14 protein-coding genes and 1 tRNA gene are annotated in these 17,142 nt (G+C 73.4%); 4 read left to right on the top strand and 11 right to left on the bottom strand.

Annotated elements, in window-relative coordinates; all coding sequences use genetic code 11:
• From ACFU0Y_RS10790 to ACFU0Y_RS10770, 5 genes are all read right to left on the bottom strand, one after another.
• A partial coding sequence (locus ACFU0Y_RS10790) for an ABC transporter ATP-binding protein (RefSeq protein WP_380214494.1) occupies positions 1-1,122 on the bottom strand: 1,122 nt, incomplete at its 3' end.
• Entirely contained in the window at positions 1,119-2,156 is a 1,038-nt protein-coding gene (locus ACFU0Y_RS10785) for an ABC transporter ATP-binding protein (protein ID WP_380214493.1), read from the bottom strand. The genes ACFU0Y_RS10785 and ACFU0Y_RS10790, both read right to left, overlap by 4 nt.
• Positions 2,156-3,112: an ABC transporter permease gene (locus tag ACFU0Y_RS10780; RefSeq protein ID WP_380214492.1), complete on the bottom strand. Its 957-nt coding sequence runs from the start codon at positions 3,110-3,112 to the stop codon at positions 2,156-2,158. Before ACFU0Y_RS10780 ends, ACFU0Y_RS10785 begins: the two co-directional genes overlap by 1 nt.
• A complete protein-coding gene (locus tag ACFU0Y_RS10775; RefSeq protein WP_380214491.1) occupies positions 3,109-4,065 on the bottom strand; it encodes an ABC transporter permease in 957 nt (318 codons plus the stop codon). Before ACFU0Y_RS10775 ends, ACFU0Y_RS10780 begins: the two co-directional genes overlap by 4 nt.
• Positions 4,062-5,600 (bottom strand): ABC transporter substrate-binding protein, encoded by a 1,539-nt coding sequence (locus tag ACFU0Y_RS10770; protein ID WP_380214490.1) that lies wholly within the window; start codon positions 5,598-5,600, stop codon positions 4,062-4,064. The genes ACFU0Y_RS10775 and ACFU0Y_RS10770 overlap by 4 nt, the downstream gene beginning before the upstream one ends.
• A 240-nt stretch (positions 5,601-5,840) precedes the next feature.
• Here ACFU0Y_RS10770 and ACFU0Y_RS10765 point away from each other — a divergent pair, with 240 nt between their 5' ends.
• On the top strand, positions 5,841-6,566 hold the full coding sequence (locus ACFU0Y_RS10765) for a DUF1028 domain-containing protein (protein ID WP_380214489.1): 726 nt from the start codon (positions 5,841-5,843) through the stop codon (positions 6,564-6,566).
• 47 nt (positions 6,567-6,613) lie between these two features.
• Positions 6,614-7,849, top strand: coding sequence for a CapA family protein (locus ACFU0Y_RS10760; protein ID WP_380214488.1), 1,236 nt, complete (start codon positions 6,614-6,616; stop codon positions 7,847-7,849).
• A gap of 39 nt (positions 7,850-7,888) precedes the next feature.
• Here ACFU0Y_RS10760 and ACFU0Y_RS10755 read toward each other — a convergent pair whose 3' ends face one another.
• From ACFU0Y_RS10755 to serA, 3 genes are all read right to left on the bottom strand, one after another.
• Positions 7,889-8,776, bottom strand: a complete 888-nt coding sequence (locus ACFU0Y_RS10755) for an endonuclease/exonuclease/phosphatase family protein (protein ID WP_380214487.1) — start codon at positions 8,774-8,776, stop codon at positions 7,889-7,891.
• Between the two features lie 157 nt (positions 8,777-8,933).
• Positions 8,934-11,942, bottom strand: coding sequence for a glycosyl hydrolase family 65 protein (locus ACFU0Y_RS10750; RefSeq protein ID WP_380214485.1), 3,009 nt, complete (start codon positions 11,940-11,942; stop codon positions 8,934-8,936).
• Between the two features lie 55 nt (positions 11,943-11,997).
• Positions 11,998-13,194, bottom strand: coding sequence for a phosphoglycerate dehydrogenase (gene serA, locus ACFU0Y_RS10745; protein ID WP_380214484.1), 1,197 nt, complete (start codon positions 13,192-13,194; stop codon positions 11,998-12,000).
• A 304-nt stretch (positions 13,195-13,498) separates the two neighbouring features.
• Here serA and ACFU0Y_RS10740 point away from each other — a divergent pair, with 304 nt between their 5' ends.
• Positions 13,499-14,692 (top strand): M14 family zinc carboxypeptidase, encoded by a 1,194-nt coding sequence (locus tag ACFU0Y_RS10740; RefSeq protein WP_380214483.1) that lies wholly within the window; start codon positions 13,499-13,501, stop codon positions 14,690-14,692.
• Positions 14,693-14,765: 73 nt separating this feature from the next.
• Here the strand turns inward: ACFU0Y_RS10740 and ACFU0Y_RS10735 are convergent.
• Positions 14,766-14,852 (bottom strand) — tRNA-Leu (locus tag ACFU0Y_RS10735).
• 173 nt (positions 14,853-15,025) lie between these two features.
• On the opposite strand from ACFU0Y_RS10735, the gene ACFU0Y_RS10730 reads away from it, so the two are divergent.
• Positions 15,026-15,883, top strand: coding sequence for a formate/nitrite transporter family protein (locus ACFU0Y_RS10730; protein ID WP_380214482.1), 858 nt, complete (start codon positions 15,026-15,028; stop codon positions 15,881-15,883).
• Between the two features lie 4 nt (positions 15,884-15,887).
• Here the strand turns inward: ACFU0Y_RS10730 and ACFU0Y_RS10725 are convergent, their stop codons facing one another.
• On the bottom strand, positions 15,888-16,670 hold the full coding sequence (locus tag ACFU0Y_RS10725) for a metal-dependent hydrolase (RefSeq protein WP_380214481.1): 783 nt from the start codon (positions 16,668-16,670) through the stop codon (positions 15,888-15,890).
• Between the two features lie 134 nt (positions 16,671-16,804).
• Positions 16,805-17,092 (bottom strand): hypothetical protein, encoded by a 288-nt coding sequence (locus ACFU0Y_RS10720; RefSeq protein WP_380214480.1) that lies wholly within the window; start codon positions 17,090-17,092, stop codon positions 16,805-16,807.
• Positions 17,093-17,142: the final 50 nt, after the last annotated feature.

The following is a 17,142-nucleotide window of genomic DNA, read 5'->3' as shown; positions in this document are numbered from 1 at the left end:
GGACGGGGACGGGCCGCCCGCGGACGCGCCCGCCGGGCCCGCAGGCCCGGCGGGCCCGGCGGAGTCCTCCGGCCGCGGAACCCCGCGCGTGGACGCCTGCACCTCCGGCAGCCGGATGCAGGCGGCGACGTGCGCCCGGCCGGCACGCCGCGGGCCGGCGGACGGGGTCCCCGGGGCGCCCGGCGGCGGGACGGGCTCGGGCACCGTCCGGGCGCACTCGTCGGCCGCCCACGGGCAGCGTGTCCGGAACACGCACCCGGACGGCGGATCGAGGGGGGACGGCACCTCGCCCTCGAGCGGGGCGGTCCGGCGTCGGCGCTCCGCCACGGGGTCGGCGGACGGCGCGGAGGCCATCAGCGCCCTGGTGTACGGGTGGGCCGGGGCGTCGAAGACGTCGCGCACGCCCCCGTCCTCCATGAGCCGCCCCAGGTACATCACCAGGACGTGGTCGCTCATGTGCTCCACGACGGCCAGGTCGTGGGCGATGAACAGGTAGGTGAGCCCCAGCTCGTCCTGCAGCCGGTTGAGCAGGTTCATGATCTGCGCCTGGACGGAGACGTCCAGGGAGGCGGTCGCCTCGTCGAGGATGACGAGGTCCGGTTCGCCGGCGAGCGCCCGGGCGATGGACACGCGCTGGCGCTGCCCGCCCGAGAGCTCGTGGGGGTACCGGTCCAGGAAGCGGCGGGAGAGGCCCACGAGCTCGAACAGCTCCGCCACCCGGCGGCGGCGCCCGTCCTTGTCCCCGCCGAGACCGTGCACCTCGAGCGGCTCCGCCACGGCGCGGGCGACGTGCTGGCGGGGGTCCAGGGACGCGAACGGGTCCTGGAACACCATGGCGATCCGCCGGCGCAGGGCCTTGAGCTCCCGGCCCCGCACCGAGGTGATGTCCTCGCCGTCGAGCAGGACGGTGCCCGCGCTGGGCTCCACCAGGTGCATCAGCGCGTTGGCCACCGTGGACTTGCCGGAGCCGGACTCGCCGACCAGGGACACCGTCTGCCCCCGGTGGATGTCGAAGTCGACCCCGGCCACCGCCTGCACCACGCCCTTGCCGCGGTCGGTGGTGACGCGGAAGCGGACCTGCAGGTCCCGCACGCTGAGCAGCGGCCGGTCGTCGTCGGTCATCGGGGGCCTCCTCGCCGGTCGGTGCCGTCCGCCGTCCCGCCGTAGAACGTGCGGACCACGTGGTCCGGTCCCACCCGGGTCTCCGGCGGGCGCTCGGTCTCGCAGCGGGGGTCCCCGCGGACGGGGCAGCGGTCCCAGAACAGGCAGCCCGGGGGCAGGTGCTTCGGGTCCGGCGGGCTGCCGGGGATCACCGCGAGCTCGCCCTTGCCGTGGGCCGTCTGCGGCCGGGAGTCCATGAGGCCCCGGGTGTAGGGGTGACGGGGGTCGGTGAAGAGCTCCCCGAGGGGCGCCGACTCCACGATCTGCCCGCCGTAGAGCACGGCCACCCGGTCCGCGATCCCCGAGACCACGCCGAGGTCGTGGCTGATCCAGATCACGCTCATGCCGCGGGACTCCTGCAGCTCCTTGACCCGCTCGAGGATCTGGGCCTGGGTCGTGACGTCGAGCGCGGTGGTGGGCTCGTCCGCCACGAGCAGCTCGGGGTCGCAGGCCAGGGCCACGGCGATCATCACCCGCTGCTTCATCCCGCCCGAGAGCTGGTGCGGGTAGGAGGTCAGGCGGGACGGCGGGTCGGGGATGCCGACCGCCTCGAGCAGCTCGAGCGCCCGGCGCCGGGCGTCGCGGCGGGTGAGGCCGAGGTGGAAGCGCGGTGCCTCCGTGAGCTGCTGCTCGACGGTCAGCACCGGGTTCAGGGACGTGGAGGGGTCCTGGAAGATGAAGCCCACCCGCCTGCCGTGGACGCCGCGCAGCCGGCGGGGATCCATCGTCACGATGTCCTGCCCGTCCAGCAGGGACCGCCCGCCCACCCGGGCGGGCGGGGAGTCGATCAGGCCGGTGGCCGCGAGCACCGTCATGGACTTGCCGGAGCCGGACTCGCCCACGATGCCCAGGGTCCCGCCCCGGGGGACGGAGAAGGACACGCCGTTGACGATCTCCGCGGGACCGATCCGGACCGTGAGCTCCTGCACGTCGAGCAGCACGTCCCGGTCGGGGGACGCCGGGACGGCGGTGCGGCGGGGATGGGGCGTGCGCATCAGGCGCTCCTCCGGATCTCGTCGGCGGTCCGCTGCCGGGGGTCGAGGACGTCGCGCATGCCGTCGCCCACCAGGTTGAACGCCAGCACGGTGCAGAAGATGGCCAGGCCCGGGAACACGCTCATCCACCAGGCGTCGTAGATGAAGGCCTGGGCGTCGTAGAGCATCCGTCCCCACGAGGGCTCCGGGGGCTGGACGCCCAGTCCGAGGAAGGACAGCGCGGCCTCGGAGAGGATCGCGAAGGCCAGCGAGAGGGAGGTCTGGACGGTGATGGGCCCCATGATGTTCGGCAGCACGTGGCGGCGCAGGATGAGCCCGTCGGAGGCCCCGACGGACTGGGAGGCCTTGACGTAGAGCTCCTCGCGCACGGCGAGCGTGGAGGCCCGCGTGACGCGGGCGAAGATGGGGGTGTAGACCACCCCGATCGCGATCATCGCCGTGGTCAGCCCGGGACCCAGGACGGCCACGATGGCCATGGCCAGCAACAGGATGGGGAACGCGAAGAGCACGTCGGCGCTGCGCATGATGACCGTGTCGAGCCAGCCGCCGAAGAAGCCGGCCACGAGCCCGAGGGCCACGCCGACCACCAGGGCGATGCCCACGGCCACGAGTCCCACGGTCAGGGAGATCCGGGCGGAGAGCACCACGCGGGAGAACACGTCCCGGCCCAGCTCGTCGGTGCCGAACAGGTGCGCGCCCGAGGGCGGCTGCAGGGCGTTGACCACGTCGATGTCGTTCGCCCCGTAGGGGGCGATCCAGCGGCCGAGCACGGCGAGCAGGACCACGAGGACGAGGATGACCAGACCCGCGGCCGTGACCTTGTTCGAGACCAGCATCCGCAGCGTGCCGGTGCGGCTGACCTCCTCCGGCGTCTCCGCCGGCTCGGCGGGCCCGGTGCGGCCGTCCCCGGCGTCCGGGGCGCGGCGGTCGGGCGAGGGCGTCTCGGAGCTGCTCATGACACACGGATCCTCGGGTCGACGACGGCGTACAGGATGTCCACCAGCAGGTTGATCAGCAGGAAGATGAGGGCGATCAGCAGCACGGTCCCCTGGACCACGGGGTAGTCGCGGGCCGCGACGGCGTCGAAGACCAGCCGGCCCAGCCCCGGCCACGCGAAGACGACCTCGATGACGATGAGACCGCCGAGCATCGTGGCGGCCTGGACGCCGGCCACCGTGAGGATCGGCACGAGCGCGTTGCGCATCACGTGCCGGCCGACCACCGTGCGGCGGGGCAGGCCCTTGGACCGGGCGGTGCGCACGTAGTTGGAGCCTGCGACGTCGAGCACCGCGGAGCGCACGTAGCGGGTCAGGATGGACCCGGAGACCACGCCCACGGCCAGGCCGGGCAGGACCACGCGCTGGAGCCAGCCCCACGGGTCCTCCGTGAAGGGCACGTACCCGGACGGCGGCAGCAGCCCCAGCATCGTCGAGAAGACGATGATCAGGAGCAGCCCGAGCCAGAAGTCGGGGATCGAGACGCCGAACTGGCTCACGGCCCGGATCCCGCCGTCGGCCGCCGATCCGCGGCGCAGGGCGGCCCAGGTGCCGAGCGGGAACGCGATGAGCAGCGCGACCGTGATCCCGGCGAGACCGAGGGACACGGTGGCCGGCAGCCGGTCCAGCAGGATGAGGGTCACCGGCTCGCCGCTGCGGAAGCTCACCCCGAGGTTCCCGGTGAGGGCGTTGCCGATGTAGGCGAAGAACTGCACGAGCAGGGGCCGGTCCAGTCCGGAGGCCTCCCGCAGGGCGTCGTAGGACTCCTGGGTGAAGCGGGTGCCGAGGGCCACCCGCACGGGGTCCCCGGGGACGAGCTGGAGGAGGGCGAAGACCACGACCAGCACGCCGAAGAGCACCACCACGGTGTGCAGCAGGCGCTTGACGAGAAATCTCAGGAGCGGGCTGCTCATTCGGTGTCCTCCTCGAGCCGGACGTCCTTGAACCGGACGGCGCGGTCCGGGCGGGCCTCGTAGCCCTGCAGGTCCGGCGTCCACGCCTGGACCACGTCGGGGTTGTACAGGTAGACGTAGCTGGCGTCGTCCACGATCCGCTCCGCCGCCCGGCCGTAGAGCTCCTTGCGGGCGTCCTGGTCGGTCTCGGTGCGCCCCGCGTCCAGGAGCCGGTCGACCTCGGGGCTGCTGTAGCCCTGGGCGTTGTTCGAGCCCTCGGAGTGGTGCTGGTTGTAGTAGTAGTCGTTGACGTCCACGTTGCCGAGCCAGCCCAGGAGCAGCATGTCGAAGTTCCCCTGGGCCTGTTCGTCGAGCCAGGTCGCGAAGTCCAGGGTCCGGATGTCGGTGGCGACCCCGATCTCCGAGAGGTTGGCGGCGATGACCTGGGCCGCCGTGACCGTCTCCGGGAACTCGTTGGTGACCATGAGCTCCACGGTCTCCCCGGTCAGCCCGGAGCTCTCCGCGAGCTCGCGGGCGCGCTCCGGGTCCTGCTCGAAGGGCGCGTACTCGTGGTGCCAGACGGACGTCTCGGGAACGGCGGTCTGGTTCACGGTGGCGTTGCCGTACCAGGTGACCTGGGCGATCGCCTCCCGGTCGACGGCCTGTGCCACGGCGAGGCGCGCGTCGAGGGAGTCGAAGGGCGGCCGCGCCTGGTTCATGGTCACGTACCAGTAGTCCGTGGAGGGGACGCTCGCGACCTCGACGTCGGGGTTCTGCCGCAGCGAGTTCACCCGCTGCGGCGGGATGGAGTCCGTCCAGTGCACCTCGCCGGCCGTGAGGTCCGCGAGCGCGGTGGTGCCCTCCGAGATGAACCGGTAGACGACCCCCGGGACGTGGGGGCCCTCGCCCCAGTAGTCCTCGTTGGCCCGCAGGGTCACGGCCGTGCTCGCGGAGTTGCCCACCACCTCGAACGGACCGGTGCCCACCGGGTCGAGCTGGACGTCCCCGCTCTCCACGTTCTGCCGCTCGACGATGGCCATGCCCTTGTACCCGCCGATCGCGGCGAGCAGCGCGGGGGTCGGCTGGGACACGTCGATGCGCACGGTGTGCTCGTCGACCGCCACGACGTCCTCGACGGCGGACAGACGGTAGGCGTTGGCCAGCTGCTCGTCGACGATCCGGTCGTAGGAGTACACGACGTCCTCGGCCGTGAACGCGGTGCCGTCGTGGAACGTGACGCCCTCCCGCAGGCGGAACGTCCAGGAGAGCTGGTCCTCGCTGACCTCCCAGGACTCGGCGAGGGCGGGCTGCATCTCGAGGTTCTCGTCGGGCTCCACCAGGGTGTCGTAGACGTTCTCGAGGATCTGGAAGGAGAAGTACGCGCTCGTGTTGTGGGGGTCGAGCTGGTCGGGCTCCCCGGCGATGGCCACCCTGAGGTAGTCGTCGGTGTCCACGTCCCCCGCCCCGGCCAGGTCCACGCCCTCGCCCGCCGAGCAGGCGCCCAGGGCGAGGCACACGGCGCTCCCCAGGGCGACGATCCGAGCTCCGCGTGCCATCCGAGGCCTCCCGGTGGTAGGAATGAGCCGTCCGCCCGGGTGGATCCGGCAGGTGCCCTCTTCGGCCGCCCTGCCGGTGCGCACCCGGTCGTGGGTGTCGTCCCACCCTATGCACCCGGGGCGGCCCGCCACCACACCCCGCCCCGGCGTGCCGGGCCGGGGGACGTCCTCCCCGGTCGGCGCGGGGACAGCCATCGACAACAAACCGGCCGGCACGGACGTGACGGCCAGGAGGTGCTCGTGACCTACACCGTGATCGCCCGGAGCACGGACTCCCGTCTGCTCGGGGCCGCCACCGCGAGCTGCTCGCTCGCCGTGGGCAACGCCGTGCCGGCGCTCGTGCCCACCGCCGGGGTCGTGGCCTCCCAGGCGTGGACGAACCGGCGGCTGCGCTTCGAGATGCTCCGCACCCTGCACCACGGGGGCACGGCCGAGGAGGCGATCGCGGGACTCACCGACGCCGACCCCGACCTGGCGCTGCGCCAGGTGGCGGTCCTGCCCGTGGCGGGACCGGGGGCGCACCTCACCGGCAGCCTGTGCACGCCCTGGGCCGGGGGCGTGGCCGGGGCAGACTTCGTGGTCATCGGCAACTACCTGGCCGGCCCCGAGGTCGTCGAGGCGATGCGCGCGGCGATGGACGAGGCGCTCGCGGGGCCCGGGCCGACCAGCACCGGGATGGCGCGGGCGCTCCTGGCCTGCCTGCGGGCGGGCCAGGACGCGGGCGGGGACAGCCGGGGGCAGCAGAGCGCCGCGGTGCTCGTGGCCGACACGCTCGCGGGCTTCCAGTACCCCGTGCTGCTCGACGTGGACCTGCGCGCCGACAACTCGCCCACTCCGCTGGACGACCTGGAGGAGATGCTCGCGCTGAAGGGCACGGCCCACCCGGCGCCGGCCGAGGTGGTGCCCAGCACCGCGGTCCCGCACCGGCCCGAGGACGAGAAGCTCTGGTCGACGGTCCTGTCCTGACCGGCCGCGGGTGGGCGGCCCCTCCCAGGGTGGCCTACCCTCGGTCCATGACCTCTCCCCGTGTTCCCCCGCCGGCGCGCCACGGCCCCGCGGCGGGCCTGGCCTCGGTCCTGCTGGCCGCCGCGACGGTCCTCGCCGGCTGCGCCGCGGAGCCGTCCGCGCCGCAGGGGACCGCCGACAGGGCCGGGGCGGCGTCGGCCCCGTCGGCGGACCCCTCTCCCTCGGGGCTCGCGGCGTCGGCCTCCCCGACGCCGGACCCCGCTGCGGACCGGCTGGAGGTCGTGGTCACCGGCGACGTCCTGCTCCACCCGGGGCTGTGGGCGCAGGCCGAGGCCGACGGGGACGGGGAGCTGGACTTCGGCCCGCTCGTGGAGGGGCTGCGCCCGTTCACGGAGGACGCGGACCTCGCGATCTGCGACATGGAGACCCCGCTCGCCGCACCCGAGGGTCCCTTCTCCGGATACCCCTCGTTCGAGGTGCCGCCGCAGATCGTCCCGGCGCTGGCGGGCATCGGCTACGACGCGTGCACCACGGCCACGAACCACGCCGTGGACGCCGGGCCGGAGGGCCTCGAGCGGACCCTCGACGTCCTGGCGGACGCCGGGATCGCCACCACGGGCACCTACCGCACGGCGGAGGACGCCAGGGAGCCCCTGGTCCTGGAGGCGGACGGCGTGCGCGTGGGGCTGGTGACGGGGACCTACGGGCTCAACGGCAACGTCCCGGACGCCGCGTGGCGCGTGGACCTGCTGGACGTGCCGGAGATGGTCCGCAAGGCGCGCGCGGCCCGGGCGGCGGGGGCGGAGATCGTGCTGGCCGCGGTGCACGCGGGGGAGGAGTACTCCTCGGCGCCCGACCGGCAGCAGCTCGAGGTCACGCACGCGCTGGCCGACAGCGGGGAGTTCGACTTCGTCTACGGCCACCACACGCACTCGGTGCTGCCGATCGAGAAGCACGGGGACACCTGGATCGTGCACGGGCTGGGCAACAGCCTCTCGGAGCACGCCACCCGGGTGCCGGTCAACAACGAGGGCCTGACGGTCAGCATGTCCTTCGCGCGCGAGGACGGGCAGTGGGTCGCGGAGGACCCGGTGTGGACCCCGCACATCCTCACCCTGGACCCGATCCGGTGGTGCGCGCTGCCGGCGGAGGACGTCTGCCGCTCCCCGGAGGAGGACGCCGCGTCCCTGGCGCGCACGGCGCGCACCGTGGGATCGATGGGCGCAGAGGCCGACGGCGCCCGCCCGTGGCGCCCGCTCACCCTCGGCCCCGCAGGGCCGTAGCGCTCCGCAGGGCCGTAGCGCTCCGCGGGGCCGCAGCGCTCAGCCGTGTCGCAGGGCCACGAGCGCCTGCACCGGGGCGTGGTCGCTCGGGTGGCCCCCGGCGAAGCGGGCGGTGTTGATCGCGGCGCGGAGCACCCGCACCCCGGGGCCGGCGAGCACCCAGTCGATGCGCTCCTCGCCCTCCACGGCCTCGCCGTAGTCCGGGAACGTGCCCCACGCGGGGGTGAGCCGTTCCTCGGCGGCCGTCCAGCTGTCGGCGAGCAGCCCGGAGCCCATCAGCGTCGCGTACGCCCCCGAGCCGCCCGCCACCGCGTTGAAGTCCCCGGTGACCACGACGGGGGTGTGCGGGTGGAAGCTGTGCACGAGATCGACCAGGGCCTCCGCGCTGCGATCCCGGGCGTCCTCGGAGTCGTGGTCGAAGTGGGTGTTGACCAGCACGAGCTCGGCGCCGGTCCCGCGGTCCAGGAAACGGCCCCAGGCGACGATGCGCGGGATGTCGTTGCCCCACGTGGTGGAGCCGATGAGCTCCGGGGCGTCGGAGAGCCAGAACTGGTCCCACTCCAGCAGCTCCAGGCGCCGGGCGTCGTAGAAGATCGCGGAGTACTCGCCCTTGCTGCCCCCGGCGCGGCCGTAGCCGACCATCCGGTAGCCGGCCGGCAGGGCCTGCTCCACCGCCGGCAGCTGGTGGTGGAGGGCCTCCTGCACCCCGAGCAGGGTGGGCTGCTCGAGCTGCAGCAGCCGCGCCAGCCGGGGCGCGCGGTCGGGCCAGTGGTCAGGGTCCCCGGTGCGCGTGCCGCTGTGGTGGAAGCGGATGTTGTAGCTCATCACGTGCAGGGACCGGCCCGTGGCGGGTCCGATGAGCGGCACCGCCGGGTCGGCGACGCCGGGGGTCGTGGAACGGTCGAGAAGGACGGTGTCTGGTGACATCACTGCTCCAGGGTGGGGGAGTGCGGGGGCGTCGTCGTCCCATGGTGGACCGGGCGGCCCGACCAGGGTGCCACCGAGGGGGAACCCCCGGTGATCATCCGGTGAACTCGTGGGGTCCTGCACGGGGACCGCGGCCCCGTGGCCGGTGGTGCACGGCTCAGGCATCGGGCACCGCCACGGGGAAGTGCCGGGTCTGCCCGGCCGTGAGCTCGTGGACCTCGCCGTCGACGCACACGCGCACGGGCTCGGCGGGTCCGGGGCCGAGGTAGAGCCGCAGCCCGGTGCGCGTGACCCGGACCTGGATGGGCTGGTCCCGGTAGCTGATCGAGAAGGACACCTCCGGCAGCTCCGGCGGGATCGCCGGGTGCAGCCACAGCATGTCGTCCCGGACCTCCAGGCCCGTGTAGCAGCGGGTGAGGATGTCCACGGAACCGGCCATGGCCCCCAGGTGCACCCCCTCGCGGACGGTGTCGCCCTGGGCGTCGACGAGGTCGCTGTTGAGCGCCCGCGTGAGGAAGGACCAGGAGCTGCGGCGGTCCCGGCGGGCCTCCACCCAGGAGTGCACCACGTTGGAGAGCGTGGACCCGTGCGAGGAGCGCTCGCCGTAGAAGGCCACGGTGGCCCGCACCGCCTCCGGCGGGAAGTCGTAGCCCATCTGCCCCAGCAGATCCCGCAGCTCCTCGGCGGAGAACAGGTACAGCAGCATCAGGACGTCGGCCTGCTTGGCCAGCCGGTAGTCGTTGGTGGACCGGCCCTCGGCGTCGAGGATGAGGTCGAGGCGGCCGATGTGGCCGTAGCGGGCCCGGTAGTCCTCCCAGGCGAACTCCGGCAGCTCCTCGTAGCCCTCGAACTGGGCGAGGACGCCGCCGGGCAGGAACGGCACGCGCAGCCGCGTGCGGATCCGCTCCCACCGGGCCACCTCGTCCTCGCGCAGGCGCAGGCGCCGCCACAGGGGCCCGCCGTAGTCCTCGCCGAGGCGCTCGACCATCTGGACCGCCCGCGCGAGCAGCCACGCCGTCATGACGTTGGTGTAGGCGTTGTTGCGCAGCCCCGAGCCCGGCGTGCCGGGGGCGCCGTCGTGGAACTCGTCCGGGCCCATCACCCCGGTGATCACGTACCGGTCGTCCTCGGGGTCGTGCACGGCCAGGCTGGAGAAGAACCGGGCGATCTCCACCACGAGCTCGGCGCCCTGCTCGATCAGGAAGCGGGTGTCGCCCGTGCTCTGGTAGTACTGCCAGACGCTGTGGGCGACCGCCAGCCCCACGTGGCGCTGCAGCCGGGAGTGGTCGGGGATCCACCGGCCGGTGCGCGGGTTGAACAGGGTCCGCGGGGTCTCCTCCCGGCCGTCGCTGCCGCTCTGCCACGGGAACATGGCCCCCTCGTGGCCGGCGGCGCGCGCCGCGGCCCGAGCCTCGGGCAGGCGCCGGTACCGGTAGGCGAGCAGCGCCCGGGTCCACTCGGGGCGGCGGAGGGTGAGCATCGGGTAGACGAACATCTCGTCCCAGAACACGTGGCCGCGGTAGCCCTCGCCGTGCAGCCCGCGGGGCGGGACGCCCGCGTCCAGGTCCGGGTGTGCGGCCGCCACCGACTGCAGGACGTGGAAGGTGTTGAGGTTCACGGCCAGGCCCTGCCGGCCCCCGGCGTCGGTGGCCACGGTGAAGGCCGACCACAGGGCCTGCCACGCGACGACGTGCGCGGAGAGCAGGTCGTCGAAACCGCCCGCCCGCTCCAGCAGCGTGGTCGCGGCGAGCGCGGGCGTGCAGATCGCCCGGTCCTGCGAGGTCACGAGGGCCACGACCTTCTCGACCCGCACGGCCCGGCCCGGGTCCATCCGCAGCCGCAGCTCGTGGCCCACCGCACCGGGAGACGGCCGGCAGGGGACCCGGGAGAGCAGCCGGTCCTCGGTGCCGCTGCGGAGCACCCGGGTGCGGGCGGCCACGGCGATCCGGACGCCGGACCCGGACGTGGCGACCTCGACCCGCGCGGTGCCGTGGCCCAGGTCCTCCAGCCGGGCGTCGCCGAGGTGCCGGCCGGACAGGGCGGCGTCGTCGGCGACGTTGCGGTTGCGGACGTCGGCGTCCACCAGGCTGCGCACGGTCAGGGTGCCGCTCCAGTCCTCGGCCTCGAAGACCGTCTCCTGGCCCGCCAGGTGGCGCTGGTCCTGGGAGACGAACCGGCGGGTGGTGACGCGGGTGGTGCGCCCGGCCTCGTCCCGGAATCGCAGGGCCCGGGTCAGCACCCCGGTGCGCAGGTCGAGGTCCTGCCGGTGCTCCAGCACGCTGTCCGGGGCGGGCTCGAACCAGTAGCCGTCCTGCACGCGGTACTGCACCAGCAGCCAGTTGGGGGCGTTCACGAGGTCCTCGTGCTCGAGGACGAGACCGGCGGCCTCGGAGCGCAGCCGGTTGTAGACGCCGGCGAGGTACGTGCCGGGGTAGTGCGTTCCGTCGGCCCGGGACTCGCACGCGGCGCCGCGCACGGCCATGTAGCCGTTGCCGAGGGCGCACAGCGACTCCCGCATCCCCTCGCGCGGCGGGTCGAGGTCGGTGTAGGTCAGGTTCCACGGGCTGCCCCCGCCGCAGCCGCCGCCCCAGCCGGGAGCCCCGGGGGCCGTGGCGACGGGGATGTCGAGGTCGGCGAGATCGTCCACCACGAGGTGGGCCCCGGCGGCGAGCAGCCGGCCCCGCCGGCCGGCGCCGTCGAGCCCCACGACGAGCCCGAAGCCGTGGGTCACCGCGGTCCGCACCAGGCGGTCGCTGTCGCTGACCACCACGATGTGCTCGGGCTCCACGCCCAGCCGGCGGGAGGCGAGCAGCAGGGACGCGGCGGGCGGGTGGCGGTCCGGCCCGTCCCGTCCCGGGGTGCCGCCGCGCGGCGGATCGGCCGCGACCACGATGTCCGCCGGCGGTCCCGCGGTCGGCTCCGGGTGGCTGGTGACCAGCGCCGTGAGCAGGCCCTCGGCGCGCAGACGGACGAAGAGCTCGGCGGCCTCCGGCTCGTGGCGGGGGTGCAGGACCCCGCGCCCGGGGCGTATCGGGACGGGGGCGTCCTCGCCCGCGCGGGCGGCGTCGTCGGGCCCGGGCGCCGCCCCCGCCGGTGCCAGGGCGAGCACCACCGCTCCGTAGGTGCTCCTGCCGTGGACGGCAGGCTGCTCCAGGACGCCGCTCATGCGGTCATTGTGCCACCTGCCTCCGTCAGGCGCTGGAGGCGGGCGGGGCGGGGCGTCAGTTGATGGTGCTGAGCCGGATGGTCTCGGGCAGGCCCAGGATCTGCTCGATGACCTCCCGGGTCACGCCGTTGCCGGCGTCCGTGACCAGGTAGCCGGTGTCCCCGCGGGTGGACAGCTGCTGGCGGTCGATGTTGATGCCGTGGCCGCCGAGGACGCTGTTGACGGTCGCCAGGACGCCGGGGACGTTGCGGTGCAGATGCAGGATGCGGGTGCCGTTGACGGCGGTGTCCAGCTGGACCTGCGGCATGTTCACCGACAGGGTCGTGGAGCCCGAGGTCACGAAGGAGGACAGCTTCCCGGCCACGAACCGCCCGATGTCCACCTGCGCCTCCTGCGTGGAGCCGCCGATGTGCGGGGTGAGGATCACGTTGGGCAGGCCCTGGAGCACCGAGCTGAACGGGTCCCCGACCACCTTGGGCTCGTTGGGGAAGACGTCCACGGAGGCGCCGGCGATGTGCCCGCTGACCAGGGCGTCCCGCAGCGCGTTGTAGTCCACCACCATGCCGCGGCACAGGTTGAGGAAGAGGGACCGGGGGCGCATCCGCTCGAACTGCTCCCGGCCGAAGAGGCTGTTGTTGCTCGTGCGCCCGTCCACGTGCAGCGAGACGGTCTCCACGCGCTCCAGCAGCTCCTCCAGCGTGTCGCAGCGCTGGGCGTTGCCGAGCGGCAGGCGGTCGACGACGTCGTAGTAGTAGACCCGCATGCCGAGGGTCTCGGCGAGCACCGAGAGCTGGGAGCCGATGTTGCCGTAGCCCACGATGCCGAGGGTGCGGCCGCGGACCTCGTGGGCGCCCTTGGCGGACTTGTCCCACACGCCCTCGTGCATGGCCTTGTTCTTGTCGGTGAGGTGCCGGGCCATCGAGATGATCTCGGCGATCGCGAGCTCCACCACGGACCGGGTGTTGGAGTACGGGGCGTTGAAGCACGTCACGGCGTGCTCGGTGGCGGCCGTGAGGTCGATCTGGTTCGTGCCGATGCAGAAGGCTCCCACGGACAGCAGCTGCGGGTGGGCCTCGAACACCTCCCGGGTCACGTGGGTCTTCGAGCGGATGCCGAGCAGCTCGACGCCCTCGAGGGCTTCCACGAGCTCGCCGGTGTCGAGGGCGCCCTTGCGCGTCTCGACCTCGATGCCCTTCTCGGACAGGATGCGTTCGGCCTCGGGGTGGACGTTCTCCAGGAGCAGTGCTTTCACAGTGGCCCAGTCTATGGCTCCGGCGCGGGGAACGACGACGCCGGGTGCCGCCTCCCCGCCGGATGTGACCCGGACCACTGCGCCCGGCGGCACGCGGGGCTCCACGGCGGACGCCGCCGTCCGGCACGGCGCCCGTGGACGGTCCGTGCCCCGGGCACCGTGCTGCCGATCAGTACGTCCACCGATGGCGCGCCTCCGGTGACGTGCGTGCGCGATCGTGACTAGCATCACGAGCATCCCCGTCCCGGCGACGACCCCCCCCGGCCGCGCCGGCACCAGCCCTCACCCCCAGGAGGACCAGCACGTGATCCCTCAGCACCCCGGTTCCGCGACCCCCCGCTCCTCGGACCGCCCGCGCCGGCGGCGCCGGACCGCGGCGGCGCTCGCGCTCGCCGTCGCCCTTCCCCTGGGCGCCGCGGCCCCCGCCGCCGCGGACGCCAACTTCCCCTCCACCGAGGGGAGGACCAGCACCTCGAGCATCCTGACCCACGACGACGTGGTCCGGGAGCTGCAGAAGCTCGAGCGGACCAGCCGCCACGGGGTGGACGCCTTCACCCTCGCCGAGGCCGGCATGGAGGTGAGCACCTCCGAGCAGGGCCGGGACCTGTGGGTCGCGACCGTCGGCTCCGGGCCGGAGCACGTGTGGCTGCAGGGCCGGATCCACGGCAACGAGCCCTACGGCACCGACGCCCTGCTGACCCTGCTCAAGGACCTCGGCACCAACGGCTCGGCCGAGTACGAGCTGCTGCGCTCGACGTTCACCTTCCACGTCATCCCGATGTACAACCCGGACGGCGCCGAGGCGAACATCCGGCACACCGTGCTGTGGGACCGCGTGACGGACGCCCCGCGGGGCGGGACGCCGCAGCGGATCGACCTCAACCGCGACTGGACGGAGAACGGCTTCGCCGCGGACGAGTCCCGGGCCTTCTACGAGTACTGGACCACCGTGGACCCCGCGTGGGGCGTCGACATCCACCACCAGGGCCTGAAGCAGCAGCACGGGACCGGCGACGACGTCACCCTCTCCCTCGGCATCTCGCTCGCCCCCGGCGGCCCGACCCTGCCCGGCATCCAGGACGGGGCCTACGACCGGCTCACCCGCCAGATGAACGTGCACGTCTACGACGAGCTGTCGAAGTACGGCTCCATCACCATGGACCGCTACCAGGTCGGCGGCGGCTACGAGATCGACATCAAGGGCGGCGTCGTCTCGGCGATGATGCTCGGCCTGGACCACGACGGGCTCAACCCGGAACGGCACTCCCACCCTGTCGTGTTCTTCGAGACCTCGGGCAACACCTCGGACGGCAGCCTCGGCCAGAAGGCCCGCGGCAAGAGCGTGCGGCAGAACGTGCTCGCCGTGCAGGAGCTGCTGCTGGGCCTGGCCACCGGGGAGGTCCAGCAGGAGGACCCCGACCGCTGGGACGAGATCCCGCACGCACCGGTCACCGGCTACAGCACGGACTACGCGGGGACCATCCCGGTCCGCGGCTGACCTCGGGTCGCCGGTGACCGGGGGACGACAAAGGCGAAGCGGGACATCCGTCGGATGTCCCGCTTCGCCTGCGTGGTGCGCGAGGGGGGAGTTGAACCCCCACGCCCTCTCGGGCACACGGACCTGAACCGTGCGCGTCTGCCTATTCCGCCACTCGCGCTCGTCGAACACAACGGCGGACCGCTGTGGGCAACGACGACAATCCTACCCACGATCGGCCCCGATGGCCAATCGTGGTCACGGCACGCGGTCAGTACGCTGGTCCCACCCTCCGCACGGAGGATGGCCGGTCCTCCTCCCGGGGGCCGACCCGCGCCGAGCAGGGGAGTCCGGATGCAGCCCGACCACCAGCAGACCGAGGACAAGCGCAAGGAACTGGGGCGCAGCGACGAACCGGTCGAGGACGAGCTCGTCGAGGAGTTCGAGAACACGGTCATGGAGGGGGCGGACCGGCTCAACCGCACGTGGCGGGCGCTGATCATCACCGGGCTGTTCGGCGGCATCGACGTGGGCCTGGGCATCATGGCGATGCTGGCCGTCAAGGACGCCACGGGCTCGGACCTGCTCGCCGGCATGGCCTTCGGCATCGGGCTGTTCGCCCTGCGGCTGGCGCACTCGGAGCTGTTCACCGAGGACTTCCTGGTCCCCATCAACGCGGTGGTCGCCAAGCACGGCACGTGGCTGCAGCTGTGCCGGCTGTGGGCGGTGACCCTCCTGGCCAACCTCGCCGGCGGCTGGCTGTTCATGTGGGTGGTCGCGGCGGCCTTCCCCCGCTTCGAGCAGCTCCTCGTCGAGACGTCGCTGGGGTACCTGGAGGGCGGTCTGACGCTGGAGACCGCCGCGCTGGCGGTGCTCGCGGGCAGCACCATCACGCTGAGCACCCGGATGAGCCAGGGGACCACCAACGACGTCGTCACCGCGATCATCTCCCTGATCAGCGGTCTGCTCGTCGTGGGGCTGGGCATGCTCCACGGCGCCCTGAACTCCATCGTGATCTTCGGGGCCATGCACCAGGGGGCGGCGATCCCCTACACGGACTGGTTCGTGTGGTTCCTCTGGGTCATCCCGCTGAACATGGCCGGCGGGCTCGTCATCATCACCATGCCGCGGCTCGTCCGGACGCTGGAGCTCATCCGGAAGGAGCGCGCCCGCCAGGACGAGAAGATCGCCGCGCAGGGTCTGCAGAGCTGACGGCTCAGGCGACCACGAGCCCGGTGCTCAGGGCGAAGGCCCCCCACAGACCCGTCAGGGCGAACAGGGTGATCGGGGCGAGCAGCGCGATCTCCGCGGCCGAGCCGGCGTTGCCGATCAGCGGCACCGTGAGGAAGGACCGGTTCCGGTACACCGACCGCGGCAGCGGCAGCGGCATCCGCAGCGGATAGAGGAGGTGGATCCCGCGCGTGGTCACCAGGTCCCCGGCAAGGTGGGCGACCACCCCCGTGGCCACGGCCGCGGGGAACCACCACTCGTGGGCGGGCGGGTGCAGCCCTACGACGACGCCGAGGCCGATCCCCACGACCCAGTTGAGCTTCGCGACCCGGTCCGGCACGAAGGCCAGCACCTGCACGGCGAAGGCGATGAGGAGCACGGACATCACCGCGGCCAGCGGCCACACCCAGCCGAGGCCCTCGACCGGGATCCCGATCTTCTGCGCGGCGGTCGCCAGGGCGGTGAACACCGCCACGCCCAGCACGGAGTGCGTCCCGCGCCGGTGCCCGCCGGAGAGCCGGCAGATCCCGCGGGCCAGCCACGTGGACAGCGGGCGCAGGGAGCGGGCCACGGTCCCGTCCGGGTGGTCGAGGTCCGGGAGCAGGGCCGCCCCGGCGGTGACCAGCGCGCCGGTGAGGACGCCGGTGTCGCCGACGTCGAGGATGCCCCAGCCGATCGGGACGGTGACGTCCTGCAGGTGCAGCTGGTAGTCGGCGGTCAGCGCCACCCACGCGGCCGCCCCGCAGGCCGCATGGCTCGGTCCCATCATGAGTGCGACGTCCTCCTCGGATTCCCGGTTCCGGCGGGCCGAGCGGACCCACCAGCGGAAACACTAGGGGCCGGGCCGGACAGCACAACGGGGCGGCCGCGACGTCGCCGTGCCCTGACCGCCGGGAGCGGAGGTCAGGGCACGGGCACGGACCGCCAGCCCGAGGAGTCGACCTCGACGACGACGGGCGCCCGCCCGCTCGCGCCCCGCCGGCGCAGGGCCGCCTCGATGTCCCCGGCCGGTGCGGCGACCACGAAGGTCTCCCCGCGGAACAGGTCGGCGGAGTCCTCCACGAGCGCATCCAGGTCCTCGGCGCCGCGGGCCGTGAACCGCGCGGCCACCCGCAGGCGCGCCGTCCACGGCGGGGCGGGAGCGGCGTCGTCCAGGAGGACGGCGGTGGCGGGGCACTGCAGGTCGGTCATGGTCCCAGTCTTCCCCTCGGGTCCCGGCGGGGGAAGACTGGGACCATGAC

Origin of the sequence: Kocuria sp. NPDC057446, assembly GCF_042802875.1 — a bacterium.
In the GTDB taxonomy this organism is placed as follows: domain Bacteria; phylum Actinomycetota; class Actinomycetes; order Actinomycetales; family Micrococcaceae; genus Kocuria.
This window is presented reverse-complemented; position numbering and strand designations above follow the sequence as displayed.